The organism is Pseudomonas cistanchae (assembly GCF_054483635.1).
This window is the reverse complement of sequence record NZ_JBTLWN010000001.1, coordinates 405,373-419,336: the sequence shown is the minus strand read 5'-3', so window position 1 is coordinate 419,336 and position 13,964 is coordinate 405,373. Positions and strand designations below refer to the sequence as shown.

Annotated in this window: 14 protein-coding genes; 4 read left to right on the top strand and 10 right to left on the bottom strand. The window is 63.3% G+C overall.

Annotated features, from left to right (window positions below; all coding sequences use genetic code 11):
- Positions 1–136: 136 nt before the first annotated feature.
- Genes ACX0MV_RS01915 through ACX0MV_RS01905 form a run of 3 tightly spaced genes read right to left on the bottom strand, consistent with a single transcriptional unit; the run spans position 137 to position 2,523 of the window.
- On the bottom strand, positions 137–931 hold the full coding sequence (locus ACX0MV_RS01915) for a thymidylate synthase (protein ID WP_458980804.1): 795 nt from the start codon (positions 929–931) through the stop codon (positions 137–139).
- A complete protein-coding gene (gene lgt, locus ACX0MV_RS01910; protein ID WP_458980803.1) occupies positions 928–1,731 on the bottom strand; it encodes a prolipoprotein diacylglyceryl transferase in 804 nt (267 codons plus the stop codon). The genes ACX0MV_RS01915 and lgt overlap by 4 nt, the downstream gene beginning before the upstream one ends.
- Positions 1,732–1,740: 9 nt before the next feature.
- A complete protein-coding gene (locus ACX0MV_RS01905; RefSeq protein WP_458980802.1) occupies positions 1,741–2,523 on the bottom strand; it encodes a sulfite exporter TauE/SafE family protein in 783 nt (260 codons plus the stop codon).
- Between the two features lie 140 nt (positions 2,524–2,663).
- On the opposite strand from ACX0MV_RS01905, the gene ACX0MV_RS01900 reads away from it, so the two are divergent.
- The gene (locus ACX0MV_RS01900) at positions 2,664–3,410 is read left to right on the top strand and encodes an NRDE family protein (RefSeq protein WP_458980801.1); all 747 of its coding nucleotides are present in this window, start codon (positions 2,664–2,666) and stop codon (positions 3,408–3,410) included.
- Between the two features lie 41 nt (positions 3,411–3,451).
- Here the strand turns inward: ACX0MV_RS01900 and ACX0MV_RS01895 are convergent, their stop codons facing one another.
- From ACX0MV_RS01895 to ACX0MV_RS01885, 3 genes are read right to left on the bottom strand one after another with little or no spacing between them, the layout of a single operon-like run.
- The gene (locus ACX0MV_RS01895; protein WP_458980800.1) at positions 3,452–4,318 is read right to left on the bottom strand and encodes a DUF6929 family protein; all 867 of its coding nucleotides are present in this window, start codon (positions 4,316–4,318) and stop codon (positions 3,452–3,454) included.
- A gap of 11 nt (positions 4,319–4,329) precedes the next feature.
- Positions 4,330–6,609: a phosphoenolpyruvate--protein phosphotransferase gene (gene ptsP / locus ACX0MV_RS01890; protein ID WP_458980799.1), complete on the bottom strand. Its 2,280-nt coding sequence runs from the start codon at positions 6,607–6,609 to the stop codon at positions 4,330–4,332.
- Positions 6,610–6,628: 19 nt separating this feature from the next.
- Positions 6,629–7,108 (bottom strand): RNA pyrophosphohydrolase, encoded by a 480-nt coding sequence (locus ACX0MV_RS01885; RefSeq protein WP_458980798.1) that lies wholly within the window; start codon positions 7,106–7,108, stop codon positions 6,629–6,631.
- A 158-nt stretch (positions 7,109–7,266) separates the two neighbouring features.
- On the opposite strand from ACX0MV_RS01885, the gene ACX0MV_RS01880 reads away from it, so the two are divergent.
- The gene (locus ACX0MV_RS01880) at positions 7,267–7,920 is read left to right on the top strand and encodes a histidinol-phosphatase (protein ID WP_458980797.1); all 654 of its coding nucleotides are present in this window, start codon (positions 7,267–7,269) and stop codon (positions 7,918–7,920) included.
- 177 nt (positions 7,921–8,097) lie between these two features.
- Here ACX0MV_RS01880 and ACX0MV_RS01875 read toward each other — a convergent pair whose 3' ends face one another.
- The 3 genes from ACX0MV_RS01875 to ACX0MV_RS01865 form a co-directional block, all read right to left on the bottom strand.
- The gene (locus tag ACX0MV_RS01875; protein ID WP_458980796.1) at positions 8,098–8,538 is read right to left on the bottom strand and encodes a DUF2269 family protein; all 441 of its coding nucleotides are present in this window, start codon (positions 8,536–8,538) and stop codon (positions 8,098–8,100) included.
- 28 nt (positions 8,539–8,566) lie between these two features.
- Positions 8,567–10,081, bottom strand: a complete 1,515-nt coding sequence (gene ilvA / locus ACX0MV_RS01870; protein ID WP_458980795.1) for a threonine ammonia-lyase, biosynthetic — start codon at positions 10,079–10,081, stop codon at positions 8,567–8,569.
- A 136-nt stretch (positions 10,082–10,217) separates the two neighbouring features.
- Positions 10,218–10,571, bottom strand: coding sequence for a YkgJ family cysteine cluster protein (locus ACX0MV_RS01865; protein ID WP_458980794.1), 354 nt, complete (start codon positions 10,569–10,571; stop codon positions 10,218–10,220).
- Positions 10,572–10,743: 172 nt separating this feature from the next.
- On the opposite strand from ACX0MV_RS01865, the gene ACX0MV_RS01860 reads away from it, so the two are divergent.
- Positions 10,744–12,057, top strand: a complete 1,314-nt coding sequence (locus tag ACX0MV_RS01860) for an NAD(P)/FAD-dependent oxidoreductase (RefSeq protein WP_458980793.1) — start codon at positions 10,744–10,746, stop codon at positions 12,055–12,057.
- Between the two features lie 29 nt (positions 12,058–12,086).
- Here the strand turns inward: ACX0MV_RS01860 and ACX0MV_RS01855 are convergent, their stop codons facing one another.
- Positions 12,087–12,320, bottom strand: coding sequence for a DUF1127 domain-containing protein (locus tag ACX0MV_RS01855; protein ID WP_458980792.1), 234 nt, complete (start codon positions 12,318–12,320; stop codon positions 12,087–12,089).
- A 181-nt stretch (positions 12,321–12,501) separates the two neighbouring features.
- Here ACX0MV_RS01855 and ACX0MV_RS01850 point away from each other — a divergent pair, with 181 nt between their 5' ends.
- On the top strand, positions 12,502–13,926 hold the full coding sequence (locus ACX0MV_RS01850) for an aminotransferase-like domain-containing protein (RefSeq protein ID WP_458980791.1): 1,425 nt from the start codon (positions 12,502–12,504) through the stop codon (positions 13,924–13,926).
- The last annotated feature ends 38 nt before the right edge of the window (positions 13,927–13,964 follow it).

Below are 13,964 nucleotides of genomic sequence, written 5' to 3'. Positions count from 1 at the left end.
TGATTCAGCGCCGCGATATCCGAGGCGTCCGTTACCTCCAAGCTATTGCCCTGGGTTACGCCGTCAGCTAACCCAGGCTACGAGGCGCATCCGTAGCCTGGGTTGAGCGCAGCGATACCCAGGAGCTGGCGATACCTCAGACCGCCACGGGCGCCGGGATGTGCGGGTGGGCCTGATAGCCGACCAGCTCGAAGTCCTCGAACCTGAAGGCGAAGAGATCCTTCACCGCGGGGTTGAGCTTCATGGTCGGCAACGGCAGCGGTTCGCGGCTGAGTTGCAGGTCGGCCTGTTCCAGGTGGTTGGCATACAGGTGGCAATCGCCTCCGGTCCAGATGAACTCCCCCGGCTGCAGGCCGCAGACCTGCGCGACCATCAACGTCAGCAGCGCATAGCTGGCGATATTGAAGGGCACGCCGAGGAAGATGTCGGCCGAACGCTGGTACAGCTGGCAGCTCAGCTTGCCGTCGGCGACGTAGAACTGGAACAGCGCGTGGCACGGCGGCAAGGCCATCTGCTCTACCAGCGCCGGGTTCCAGGCGGAGACGATCAGCCGACGCGAATCCGGGTTCTTTTTGATCATCTCGATCAGCTTGCTGATCTGGTCGATCGACTCACCATTCGGCGCCGGCCAGCTGCGCCACTGGTAACCGTACACCGGCCCCAGGTCGCCGTTTTCGTCGGCCCACTCGTCCCAGATGCGGACGCCGTTGTCCTTCAGGTACTTGATGTTGGTGTCGCCCTGTAGGAACCACAGCAGCTCGTGGATGATGGATTTCAGGTGGCATTTCTTGGTGGTTACCAACGGAAAACCGTCGGCCAGATCGAAGCGCATCTGATGGGCAAACAGGCTGTAGGTGCCTGTGCCGGTGCGGTCGCTCTTGAAGGTGCCGGTTTCACGAACCAGGCGCATCAGGTCGAGGTACTGTTTCATCGTACGGCTCCTTCGGCGGCCTGGCGGCGATAGGCGTAAGCGATCAGGCCGAGCCCGCCGAAGATCATTGGCAGACACAGAATCTGCCCCATGGTCAGCCAACCGCCGGCCAGGTAGCCGAGCTGGGCGTCCGGTACACGGACGAATTCGACAATAAAGCGGAAGATGCCGTAGCAGAGGGCGAACATCCCCGAGACCGCCATGGTGGGCCGCGGTTTGCGCGAGTAGAACCAGAGGATGGCGAACAGCGCCACGCCTTCGAGGGCGAACTGATACAGCTGCGAGGGATGCCGCGCCAGTTGCTCGGGATCGGTGGGAAATACCATTGCCCAGGGTACGTCGGTGGCCTTGCCCCAGAGTTCGGCATTGATGAAATTACCGATGCGCCCGGCGCCGAGGCCGATGGGCACCAGCGGGGCGATAAAGTCCATCAGCTCGAAGAAGCTCTTGCCGTTGCGCTGGCCGAACCACCAGGTTGCCAGCATCACGCCGATCAGTCCGCCGTGGAACGACATGCCGCCTTTCCAGATCTGCAGCACCAGACTCGGGTCGTTGAGGTAGGAAGACAGGTCATAAAACAGCACGTAGCCCAGGCGTCCGCCGAGAATCACCCCCATCGCCACCCAGAACACCAGGTCGGAGAGCTTTTCCTTGTTCCAGCTCGGCTCGAACCGATGCACCCGGCGCGAGGCCAGCCACCAGGCGCCACCGATGCCGATCAGGTACATCAGCCCGTACCAGTGGATTTTCAGCGGCCCGAGAGCAAGTGCCACCGGGTCTATCTGCGGATAAGGCAGCATTTCAATTCCTCACATCAGAAAACTCAGGCCCACGGCGAACAGCAGCAGGGCGAACAGGCGCTTGAGAAGGCGTGGCGACAACCGGTGCGCCAGGCGTGCGCCAAAACGGGCGAAAACCATACTGGTGACGGCGATGCCGGCCATGGCTGGCAGGTAAACGAAGCCCAGACTCCACTCCGGCAGCAGCGGGTCATGCCAACCCAGCCACATGAACGTCAGCGCACCGGCCAGGGCTATCGGCAAGCCGCAGGCGGCAGAGGTCGCCACGGCCTGCTGCATGGGCACGCTGCGCCACGTCAGGAAGGGCACGTTGAGCGAGCCGCCACCGATCCCGAAAATCGCCGAAGCCCACCCCACCACGCCACCGGCGGCGGTCAGGCCCAGTTTGCCGGGCACCTGGGCATTGGCTTTGGGCTTGAAGTCCAGGGCCATCTGCAGGGCGATGACGATGGCGAATATGCCGATGATCTTTTGCAGCATCGGCCCTTGGATCGAGGCCGCCGTCGCCGCGCCCAGCGCCGCGCCGAGCAGGATGCCGAGGGTCATCCAGACGAAGATCGGCCAGCGCACCGCGCCTTTGCGGTGATGTTCGAGTACCGAATTGATCGAGGTGAAAATGATGGTCGCCAGCGAGGTGCCGACGGCGAGGTGGGTCAGCACCGCGGCATCGAAGCCCTGGGCGGCGAAACTGAAGACCAGCACCGGCACGATGATGATGCCGCCGCCCACGCCGAACAGCCCCGCCAGTACTCCCGCCGCGGCGCCCAGCGCTAAATACAGCAGCAGTTCCATCGACACCCCCGAAAACAAAGCGCAATGGTAATCGCCGTAAGCGCACGCGGGAAGCGTGAAGCGGTAACTGGCAGTTGCGCAACGAGACTGCCGCCCGTCAAGCTGTTACTTTCACGCTCTGATGCCCGCGAGGGAACACCATGTGCCTGATCGTTTTCGCCTGGCGCCCCAGCCATTCACTGCCGCTGGTGCTGGCTGCCAACCGTGATGAGTTCTATGCGCGCCCCAGCCTGCCGCTGGCCGAGTGGCCAGAGGCGCCTGGGGTTTATGCCGGACGTGATCTGGAAGCCGGCGGCACCTGGCTGGGCATCGGCCCCGACGGCCGTTTTGCCGCCCTCACCAATATCCGCAACCCGCGCCAGCCACCGCGAGGTCGCTCGCGCGGCGAGTTGCCACTGCAGTTCTTGCGCGGTCCGCTGGGTCCGCAGGCCTTCCTGCAGGACGCCGCTAAGCGCGCCGGAGACTACTCGGAATTCAACCTGCTGATCGGCGACCACCATCAGCTGTGGTTTCTCAATTCCGATGCACGTGTGCCCCTGCAACTGCAGGAAGGGGTGTACGGCCTGTCGAACGCCGAACTCGATACACCCTGGCCGAAGGTGGAGAAGGCCAAGGCCATGCTGCACGAATGCCTGATCAGCCCGAACACCTCCGCGCTGCTGGACCTGCTGCACGACGGTCAGCAGGCCAAGGATGCAGCGTTGCCCGACACCGGCGTTGGCTTGAACACCGAGCGTCTGCTGTCCAGCATATTTATCGCCACCCGCAGCTATGGCACCCGTGCCAGCAGCGTCTTGATCAGCCATAGCGACGGGCGGCGCCAGTTGACCGAGCGCAGCTATGGGCCGGATGGTGTGGTGCTGGGCGAGGAGTGCGTGGAGTGTTGATGGTCAGCTGAGCGCGAGCGGCTCCGGGTTGTTGCGCCGGGCTACTCCCAGCACGCCGCCAGGTCCTGCGCGGCCACAGCAAACAGCGGGGACGCAAGCAACGGGTCATCGGCATCGGCGACCAGCAGCAGGCGACCATCGGCCTGGAACGCCAGGCCTTCGATTTTTACCAGCGGCGCCAGGCTCGCCAGCCGCGCAACCCCGAAATTCTCCTCGAAACGCCCGAGCACGCTGCCCGCGCACGCGCCGTCCAGGTAACTGGAGCCACCGGCCTCCGCCGCAGCGCTGAAGTACAGCTGCCCGCTTGGGTCCAGGCACAAGTCAGTAAGCCCCAGCGGCATTCCATCCAGCGCAGGCAGTTGCACCGGCAGAATGCGCAGCAACGCGGCAGCGCTCAACTGGCCGCGTTCAAGATCGAGCAGGACCTGCGGCAGGTTGAGGAACACCAGTGCGTTTTCGCCGCCAGCGCCATTGCCGCGTTGCGCCAGCAGCAGCTGCGCGCCTACTACCACGGCGCCCTCGAGGTTGAGTTCCTGAAAGTGTCCGGCGAGCCGTCGATACAACGGGCTCAGGTCGATCACCCGAACCTGCCCGGCCTGCACCAGGCCGCCGCGGCATCGTTGCGATGTGGAGCCCGAGCCGAGCGCCAACAGGGCGCCGTCGGGCAACGTGAGCAAGGCTTCGAAATCTGCCTTGAGGCGCTTGCGAGCAACCGGGTCGGCCGGCAACTCGCCAGACAGCAGTGCGAGCTCGGCCTGCCAGACGCCATCCAGGCTGTAGCGCTGCAAACTCAACGCATCATCTGCCACCAGCCAGAGACTTTGCCCCTGGCACACCAGGGCGCTGGCAGCCGACACCCGCAAATGGCCGATCAGGCCCAGCGACAATGGCTTAGCCGACGTCAGCACCCGGGCGCTGCTCAGGCCTGGATATCGGAGGCGGGATTGATCATTCGACCCAGGCCGAGGTTGCGCAGCGCCAAGTGCAAGGTGCTGTGGATCACCTGCGGGTTGTCGATGGTCATCACCTGGGCCAGCAGCTCCTTGGCCCTGGCCATGCTGATCTGCCGCAGCAGCCATTTCACCTTGGGCAGGTTGGTGGCGTTCATCGACAGGCTGTCAAAACCCATGGCCATCAGCAGCACGGCGGCCGTAGGGTCGCCAGCCATCTCGCCGCAGATGCTCACCGGCTTGCCTTCGGCGTGGGCATCCGCCACCACCTTGCACAGCGCCTGCAGCACCGCCGGGTGGAAGAAGTCGTAAAGGTCGGCAACCCGCGGGTTGTTGCGGTCAACCGCCAGCAGGTACTGGGTCAGGTCGTTGGAACCAACCGAGAGGAAGTCAACCTGACGCGCCAGTTCGCGGGTCTGGTACACCGCCGCAGGGATTTCGATCATCACCCCGACCGGCGGCAAGGGCACATCGGTGCCCTCGTCACGCACCTCGCCCCAGGCACGGTGAATCAGGTGCAGCGCCTCTTCAAGCTCCTGAATGCCCGAAATCATGGGCAGCAGGATGCGCAGGTTATCCAGGCCTTCGCTGGCCTTGAGCATCGCGCGGGTCTGCACCAGGAAGATTTCCGGGTGGTCGAGGGTGACGCGGATGCCGCGCCAGCCGAGGAAGGGGTTTTCTTCCTTGATCGGGAAGTAACTGAGCGCCTTGTCGCCGCCGATGTCGAGGCTGCGCATGGTCACCGGCAGCGGATGGAACGCCATCAGCTGCTCGCGGTAGATCGCCAGTTGCTCCTTTTCGCTGGGGAAGCGCTCCTTGATCATGAACGGCACTTCGGTGCGGTACAGCCCGACACCTTCCGCCCCGCGCTCCTGGGCGCGCTTCACATCGGCGAGCAGACCGGTGTTGACCCACAACGGCATGCGGTAGCCGTCCAGGGTTTCGCACGGCAACGCGCGCAGTGCATCGAGGCCCTGATTGAGCTGGCGCTCTTCCTCGACCACATCGGCGTACTGCTTGCGCAGCACCTCGCTGGGGTTGGTAAAGACTTCGCCGTGGTAACCGTCAACGATCAGCTGGATGCCGTCGATCTTCGAATACGGCAGATCGACTGCACCCATCACCGTCGGAATACCCATGGCGCGCGCGAAGATCGCCACATGGGAGTTACCCGAGCCCTGCACCGACACCAGACCGACCAGCTTGCCTTCCGGCACCTCGCCGAGCATCGCCGGCGACAGTTCTTCGCTGACCAGGATGCAGTTGTCCGGGTAGACCAGGGTCTGCTGACGCGCCTGCTGCAGGTAGGCGAGCAGACGGCGGCCGAGGTCCTTGACGTCGGATGCTCGCTCGCGCAGGTAGGCATCGTCCATCAGCTCGAAGCGGTTGATGTGCTCGCCGATCACCTGACGCAATGCGCCCTGAGCCCATTGCCCGGTGCGGATGACCTTGACCACTTCGTTACCGAGGGCGGCGTCTTCCAGCATCATCAGATAGACGTCAAACAACGCGCGTTCTTCCGGGCGCAACTGGGTGGCCATCTTCGCCGACAGCGCACGCATGTCAGCACGCACGCCCTCAAGCGCGGAGTTGAACAACTGCAACTCGGTGTCGATGTCGCTGACCGCCTTGTCCGGCACGACCTCCAGGTCAGCGGGTGGCAGCACGACCACCGCGGTGCCCACGGCCGCACCAGGCGACCCGGGCACGCCGACGAACTTGGCTTCCTGGATGCCTTTGCCAAGCTTGCCCAGGCCGCGGATCGAACCGGTCGCCTCGGCATGGGCGATCACCCCGGCGAGCTGTGCGCTCATGGTGACCAGGAACGCCTCTTCGCCTTCGTCGAACTGGCGCCGCTCTTTCTGCTGAATGACCAGCACGCCCATCACCTTGCGGTGGTGAATGATCGGCGAGCCGAGAAAGGACGCATAGCGCTCCTCGCCAGTCTCGGCGAAATAGCGGTAACGCGGGTGTTCGGAGGCGTGCTCGAGATTGAGCGGCTCTTCACGGGTGCCGACCAGACCGACCAACCCCTCGTTGGGCGCCATGCTGACCTTGCCGATGGCCTTCTTGTTGAGGCCTTCGGTCGCCATTAGCACGAAGCGATTGGTTTCCGGATCGAGAAGGTAAACCGAGCAGACCTGGCTGCCCATGGCGGCGCGAACGCGCTGCACGATGATGCCCAACGCGGCCTTGAGGTCCTTGGCGGCGTTTACTTCCTGGACGATCTTGCGCAGCGTATTGAGCATGGCTCGGCTCTAGTCAGTGTCAGTCCCGCGCTAACAGGCGCGGAGCGAGTTCCTTGAGGGCGCGACGGTAGACTTCGCGCTTGAATGTGACCACCTGGCCCAGCGGGTACCAGTAACTGACCCAGCGCCAGCCATCGAACTCCGGTTTGCCGGTCAGGTCCATGCGCACCCGGTCTTCCGCGCCGGTCAGCCGCAGCAGAAACCACTTCTGCTTCTGGCCGATGCACAGCGGCTGGCTGTGCGTACGGACCAGCCGCTGGGGCAGACGATAACGCAACCAGCCCCGGGTGCAGGCGAGAATTTTCACATCCTGCTCTTCCAGGCCCACTTCTTCCGTCAGCTCGCGGTAGAGCGCCTCTTCCGGCGATTCATTGTCGTTGATCCCGCCTTGAGGAAATTGCCAGGCATCCTGGTTGATCCGACGCGCCCACAGCACTTGGCCGACCTCGTTGGTCAGAATGATGCCGACATTAGGACGAAAACCATCAGGGTCGATCACAGCCTAGAACCTCGTAAACGCATGTTTCGGCATTGTTCCACAAAGGTCGCGGCAGCAGCAACGCACGCGGTACGCGGGTCCGTCGACGGTGCTAGCGCGTAGGAAAGGCCTGTAAAAGCCGCTATCCTGCTGGCCTTTCGACGGTTGTGAGGTGTGCTGTGCGTTTGGCTTTATTCGATCTCGACAACACCCTGCTCGGCGGCGACAGCGACCACGCCTGGGGCGATTACCTGTGCAAGCGTGGCATTCTCGACGGGATTGCCTACAAGGCGCGCAACGACGCCTTTTATCAGGACTACCTGGCGGGTCGCCTGAACATCACCGATTACCTGAATTTCAGTTTGGAAATCCTCGGCCGCACGGAAATGGCCCAACTCGACCAGTGGCACCGCGAATTCATGCGCGACTGCATTGAGCCGATCATCCTCGCTAAGGGTGAAGCGCTACTGGCCGAACACCGCGAAGCTGGCGACACGCTGCTGATCATCACCGCCACCAACCGCTTCGTTACAGCGCCGATCGCCGCGCGCCTGGGCGTCGACACCCTGCTGGCGACCGAATGCGAAATGGCCGACGGCCGCTACACCGGGCGCACCACCGATGTGCCCTGCTTCAAGGAAGGCAAGGTCACCCGCCTCAATCGCTGGCTGGGCGAGGCCGGCCTTAGCCTGGATAACAGCTGTTTCTACAGCGACTCGATCAATGACCTGCCCCTGCTGGAACAGGTCACCCGCCCATTCGCCGTCGATCCTGACCCGACCCTGCGCGCCGAAGCGGAACAACGCGGCTGGCCAGTGATCTCGCTGCGCTGATTCTGCTCCAACGAAAAACGCCGCCAAATCAGGCGGCGTTTTTCATTTGGCATACCCGCTAGCATTGAAAGTGATCGCTGGGAATGCCCCGTAGGGTGTGCCATGCGCACCTGCGCCGCTCAAGAACTCGTGGTGCGCACGGCGCACCCTACTCCTGCGGCCCATCACACCAAGCAATTAAGCCGGCTTGGCACCCATCAGGCCCATGATCACCAGCAGCAGCAACAGGATCAGCCCCGCGTAGGCACTGGTGAAACGCCGCAAACGAGCGGGTGCCGGGCTGTTGCCGAGTGCTTGCCAGGCAGCCAGACGGCCGGCCAGCAGCAGAACCACCAGCATCAGCACGCCGAACAGGATGCTGCTTGCCAGCAACCACGTCTGCCCCAGGGAGAAACCCGCCAGATCGACCAGCCAATAGCCGCTCACCGGCAGGCTTAACGCCAGCAGTCCCAGCACCGGCAAGCTGATCAGCCGCGTGCGCCTGAGCTTGCGCTGCAACACGGCGTTGTCACCGGCGCGTGCGGCTTTCCAGACCATGAAGATATGGGCCAACAGCCCCAGCAGCACGAGGATGCCGGGCAGCATGTGAGCCATTTTCAACAGCGCGTAGTGTTCCATTCAGCGTATGTCCTGCCGGAGGTCCGGGTTAGCCAAGAAAAAGTCGGTAGGCGGGATTGTCGCTTTCATCCCAGTAGGGGTAGCCGATTTCCGCCAGCGCGGCCGGTATCAGATGACGCTCGTTCTGGGGCACCTGGAGCCCTGCAACCACCCGCCCGTCTGCGGCGCCGTGGTTGCGGTAGTGGAACATCGAGATATTCCAGCGCCCGCCGAGCTTCTGCAGAAAGTTGAACAACGCGCCAGGCCGCTCGGGAAATTCGAAGCGATACACGCACTCATCCGGCACCGCCGCCGCATGACCGCCGACCATATGGCGGATATGCAGCTTGGCCAGCTCGTTGTCGGTCAGGTCCAGCACCGGGAAGCCCTGCTCCCGCAGGCCCTGCACCAGCGCCGCACGCGGGTCATTTTCCGGGTGGGTCTGCACGCCGACGAAGATGTGCGCTTCCTTGTCTTCGTGGTAGCGGTAATTGAACTCGGTGATCTGCCGCTTGCCGATGGCCTCGCAGAAGGCCTTGAAGCTGCCCGGCTGCTCGGGGATAGTCACGGCGATAATGGCTTCGCGCTTCTCGCCCAGCTCGGCCCGCTCGGCGACATGGCGCAGGCGGTCGAAGTTGACGTTGGCACCGGAATCGATGCCCACCAGCACCTGGCCGCTGCAGCCTTCGCGCTCCACATACTTCTTGATTCCGGCCACGCTCAGTGCGCCGGCTGGCTCAGTGATCGAGCGGGTGTCGTCGTAGATGTCCTTGATCGCCGCACAGATCTCATCGGTGCTGACGGTGATCACCTCGTCGACATAATCTTTGCACACCTCGAACGTGTGCTGGCCGATCTGCGCCACCGCCACGCCATCGGCAAACAGTCCGACCTGGCTCAACACCACGCGCTCACCGGCGGCCATGGCCGCCTGCAGGCAATTGGAATCCTCGGGCTCGACGCCGATGACCCTGATCTCGGGACGCAGGTATTTCACGTAGGCGGCGATCCCGGCGATCAGCCCACCGCCACCAACCGGTACGAAGATCGCATCAAGCTTGCCCGGCTGCTGACGGAGGATTTCCATAGCGACAGTGCCCTGCCCGGCAATGGTGTGCGGGTCATCGTACGGGTGGATATAGATGTAGCCCTTCTCGTCGACCAGCTTCAGCGAATAGGCCAGCGCCTCGGGGAAGCTGTCGCCATGCAGCACCACCTTGCCGCCGCGCGAGCGCACACCCTGCACCTTGATCTCCGGAGTGGTCTTGGGCATCACGATGGTGGCCTTGACCCCCAGCACCTTGGCCGCCAGCGCCAGGCCCTGGGCATGGTTGCCGGCCGACGCGGTGACCACACCGCGCGCCTGCTCTTCAGCGGTAAGCTGCGCCAGCTTGTTGTAGGCCCCGCGAATCTTGAACGAGTACACCGGCTGCAAATCTTCGCGCTTGAGCAGAATCTGGTTGCCCAGGCGCTCGGAAAGCTGGTTGGCGGCTTGCAGCGGCGTTTCCACCGCCACGTCATAAACGCGCGAGGTGAGGATCTTCTTGACGTACTGTTCGAGCATGGCGTGATCGCAGGCGGCTTTTCGGGGAGTCCGCGAGTCTACCCCAGCCCCGCGCCGAACGACCACAACAGGCGTGGGGATTTGCCCGGCTATATCGAGCACCGCTGAACACCACAAATTGAACGCCCCTATCCGTTTACACCAGTACTTGCCGGGTGCTGGCGATCAAGCGGTGCACCTGGTGTTCCACATGGGGTTCGATCAGATGTTCCGGGGCGCGGCCGCGTGGGCAGGGCAAGCTCGGCGTGGTGCCGAACAGGCGGCAGATCAGGGGACGCTGGTCGTACACCTCGCAGCCCTTGGGCCCGAGGTGCACGCAATTGAATTCGGCGAGTGCGGCGTCATGCTCGGCAACGCTTTTCACCGGCAGCCGGGCCATTTCTTCTGACGAGGCAGTCACCGGGCCGCAGCAATCGTGACAGCCCGGTACGCAGTCGAAACGCGGAATCTGTCGGCGCAGATGATCGATGGTACGGCTGCTACAGCTCATTGGACGGCTCCCGAAAAGAGTCGCGCAGGGTAACGGAGAGCCTGATCGATAGCGACGGTTGGAAGCTCCCGCGATGAATGCCAAGGTTTTTGCCATTTCCCCCTTGGCGAGCGAAGTGGCTCGCGCTTATTCTGCGTAAAATTTTCCAAACACAATAATCAGGATTTCACACATGAACGCCCGCGTTCACCAACCCGTTCACAGCACCGAACACGCCACTTCCTACTACGCCGCCAGCATCAATCGGCAGTTGGCTTTCCCCAGTCTGTCCGGCGACGTACGCGCCGACGTGTGCATCGTTGGCGGGGGTTTTTCCGGTTTGAACACCGCCATCGAACTGGCACAGAAGGGCCTTTCGGTCGTACTGCTGGAGGCACGCAAGGTGGGCTGGGGCGCCAGCGGACGCAACGGCGGACAGCTGATTCGCGGGGTTGGTCACGGTGTTGAACAGTTCGAGCCGGTGATCGGCGCCCAGGGCGTTCGCGAGCTGAAGCTGATGGGCCTGGAAGCGGTGGATATCGTGCGCCAGCGGGTCGAGCACTTTCGCATCGACTGCGACCTGACCTGGGGTTACTGCGACCTGGCGAACAAGCCCGGCCATCTAGAAGGGTTCGCCGAGGACATGGCGGAACTCAAGCAGCTCGGCTACCGCCATGAAATGCGTCTGCTGCAACCTGAGCAGATGCACCAGGTGGTCGGCTCGGACCGCTATGTCGGCGGCCTGATCGATATGGGCTCCGGCCATCTGCACCCCCTCAACCTTGCCCTCGGCGAAGCAGCCGCCGCGCAGATGCTGGGCGTGCAGCTGTTCGAAAAATCGCCAGCCGTTCGCATCGACTATGGCCGCGAGGTCCGCGTGCACACGACCCAAGGCATGGTCCGGGCGGCGCACTTGGTACTGGGCTGCAATGCCTACCTGAACGAACTGAACCCAACACTGGGTGGCAAGGTGCTGCCCGCCGGCAGTTATGTGATCGCCACCGAGCCGCTGTCCGAGGCCCAGGCCAGGGCGCTGATTCCGCAGAACATGGCGCTCTGCGATCAGCGCGTGGCGCTCGACTACTACCGTCTCTCGGCCGACCGGCGTCTGCTGTTCGGCGGCGCCTGCCATTATTCGGGCCGCGATCCGGCGGATATCGCCGCCTACATGCGGCCAAAGATGCTCGCGGTATTTCCGCAGTTGCAGGAGGCGAAAATCGACTTCCAGTGGGGCGGCATGATCGGCATCGGCGCCAATCGCCTGCCGCAGATCGGCCGGCTCAAGGATCAACCCAATGTCTACTACGCCCAGGCCTATTCCGGCCATGGCGTCAACGCCACCCACCTGGCCGGCAAGCTGCTCGGCGACGCCATTGCCGGCCAGGCCAGTGGCGCTTTCGACCTGTTCGCCAAGGTGCCGCACATGACCTTCCCGGGCGGCAGGCTGCTGCGTTCGCCGCTGCTCGCCCTGGGCATGCTCTGGCATCGCCTGAAAGAACTGGTCTAGTCCGGCAGCAATGCCTTAGCCGCCGCCGTTCAAAGCGTCCAGAACGGCCGTAGCGCTTCACGACGTGCCTGCGCCCGGGTCAAACCGATGTCCTTCAATTGCGCGTCGTTCAGGTTGAGCAAGGCGCGTCGCGTGCTGAGCCGCCGCCAGTACTGCGCCCAGCGCCCTTTACTTGGAACGGCTGCGCGGGTCAATCGCGACTGCCCGTTCTCGTCCAGTTCATCCTGCAACAGTGTCAGCCTTACATCGCTGAGTCCGTTCATGTGCGCTCTCCCAGATGGAAGTGGTGTGGGAGTTCATGATGCGCGACCGACAAAAAGCATGACAGATTCAAAAATATCTTATTAAATCCATACAGATTTAATTAACTAGCCACTGAATTGCCGATATTTGGCCTATCTGTACTGCTCGGATTGAGCTAAGCGCTCAACCAAGGCGACTGTCATGACGCTCTATGTAAATTTGGCCGAACTGCTCGGCGCACGTATCGAACAAGGCCTGTACCGTCCTGGCGACCGTTTGCCTTCGGTGCGTACCCTGAGCCTGGAGCACGGTGTCAGCCTGAGTACGGTGCAGCAGGCCTACCGTCATCTGGAGGATCAGGGCCTGGCCATGCCGCGCCCCAAGTCCGGCTACTTCGTGCCGCTCGGCAGGGAAAGACCGGCGCTGCCGATGGTCAGCCGCATGGCGCAACGGCCGGTGGAGATTTCCCAGTGGGACCAAGTGCTCGAGCTGATCAGCGTGGCGCCCGGCGGCGACGTGATGCAGCTGGGCCGCGGCATGCCGGACATCAGCAGCCCTACGCTCAAGCCGCTGCTGCGAACGCTGTCGCGCATGGGTCGGCGCCAGCAGGTCAAGGAGCTGAGCTACGGCAGCCTGCAGGGCGATCCGGGTCTGCGCGAGCAAGTCTCAAGGCTGATGCTCGATTCCGGCTGCCAGGTTCCTGCCGAAGACATCATCATCACCACCGGTTGCCACGAGGCCCTGTCAGTCGCCATTCGTGCGATCTGCGAGCCGGGCGACATCGTGGCGGTGGATTCGCCGAGCTTTCACGGCGTCATGCAGGCGCTCAAGGGTTTCGGCATGAAAGCCCTGGAATTGCCCACCGACCCGCTGACCGGCATCAGCCTCGAAGCGCTGGAGCTGGCGCTCGAACAATGGCCGATCAAGGCCATCCAGCTCACCCCGAGTTGCAACAACCCGCTCGGCTACATCATGCCGGACGCCAACAAGCGCGCCTTGCTGACCCTGGCGCAGCGCTACGACATGGCGATTATCGAAGACGATGTCTACGGCGACCTGGCGTACAGCTACCCGCGACCGCGCTCGATCAAGTCCTACGACGGAGACGGCCGCGTGCTGCTGTGCAGTTCGTTTTCCAAGACGCTGGCGCCGGGCTTGCGCACTGGCTGGATCGCACCGGGCCGCTACCAGCAGCAGGTGCTGCATATGAAATACATCGGCACCGGCATGACCGCGCAACTGCCGCAACTGGCCCTGGCGGACTTCATCGGCGCCGGGCATTACGAGCCTCACCTGCGGCGCATGCGCAATCAATACGCCCGCAGCCTCGAGCAGATGGTGGATTGGGTCAGCCGCTACTTCCCGCCGGGCACACGGGTCAGCCAACCCAAGGGCGGCTTCATGCTCTGGGTCGAGCTGGACCCCGGCTTCGACAGCCAGCGATTGAACCGCCTGCTGCACCCGCACAAGATCCAGGTTGCGCCGGGCAGCATCTTTTCCGCCGCCGGCAAGTACCGCAATTGCCTGCGCATGAATTACGCCGGCAAGCCCAGCGCCGAGATCGAAGAAGCGGTGCGCAAAGTGGGCGCGACGACCTGCGCCCTGCTGGCCGAGCACCAGGCTTGAGCGGCGCAGCCGCGAAACAAGCGAAGCGGTGAATTTTT

Excerpts from the sequence above, each read along its gene's own strand:
- ACX0MV_RS01915 (WP_458980804.1), bottom strand. The coding sequence starts at position 931 with ATGAAACAGTACCTCGACCTGATGCGCCTGGTTCGTGAAACCGGCACC.
- lgt (WP_458980803.1), bottom strand. The coding sequence starts at position 1,731 with ATGCTGCCTTATCCGCAGATAGACCCGGTGGCACTTGCTCTCGGGCCG.
- ACX0MV_RS01905 (WP_458980802.1), bottom strand. The coding sequence starts at position 2,523 with ATGGAACTGCTGCTGTATTTAGCGCTGGGCGCCGCGGCGGGAGTACTG.
- ACX0MV_RS01900 (WP_458980801.1), top strand. The coding sequence starts at position 2,664 with ATGTGCCTGATCGTTTTCGCCTGGCGCCCCAGCCATTCACTGCCGCTG.
- ptsP (WP_458980799.1), bottom strand. The coding sequence starts at position 6,609 with ATGCTCAATACGCTGCGCAAGATCGTCCAGGAAGTAAACGCCGCCAAG.
- ACX0MV_RS01875 (WP_458980796.1), bottom strand. The coding sequence starts at position 8,538 with ATGGAACACTACGCGCTGTTGAAAATGGCTCACATGCTGCCCGGCATC.
- ilvA (WP_458980795.1), bottom strand. The coding sequence starts at position 10,081 with ATGCTCGAACAGTACGTCAAGAAGATCCTCACCTCGCGCGTTTATGAC.
- ACX0MV_RS01865 (WP_458980794.1), bottom strand. The coding sequence starts at position 10,571 with ATGAGCTGTAGCAGCCGTACCATCGATCATCTGCGCCGACAGATTCCG.
- ACX0MV_RS01860 (WP_458980793.1), top strand. The coding sequence starts at position 10,744 with ATGAACGCCCGCGTTCACCAACCCGTTCACAGCACCGAACACGCCACT.
- ACX0MV_RS01855 (WP_458980792.1), bottom strand. The coding sequence starts at position 12,320 with ATGAACGGACTCAGCGATGTAAGGCTGACACTGTTGCAGGATGAACTG.
- ACX0MV_RS01850 (WP_458980791.1), top strand. The coding sequence starts at position 12,502 with ATGACGCTCTATGTAAATTTGGCCGAACTGCTCGGCGCACGTATCGAA.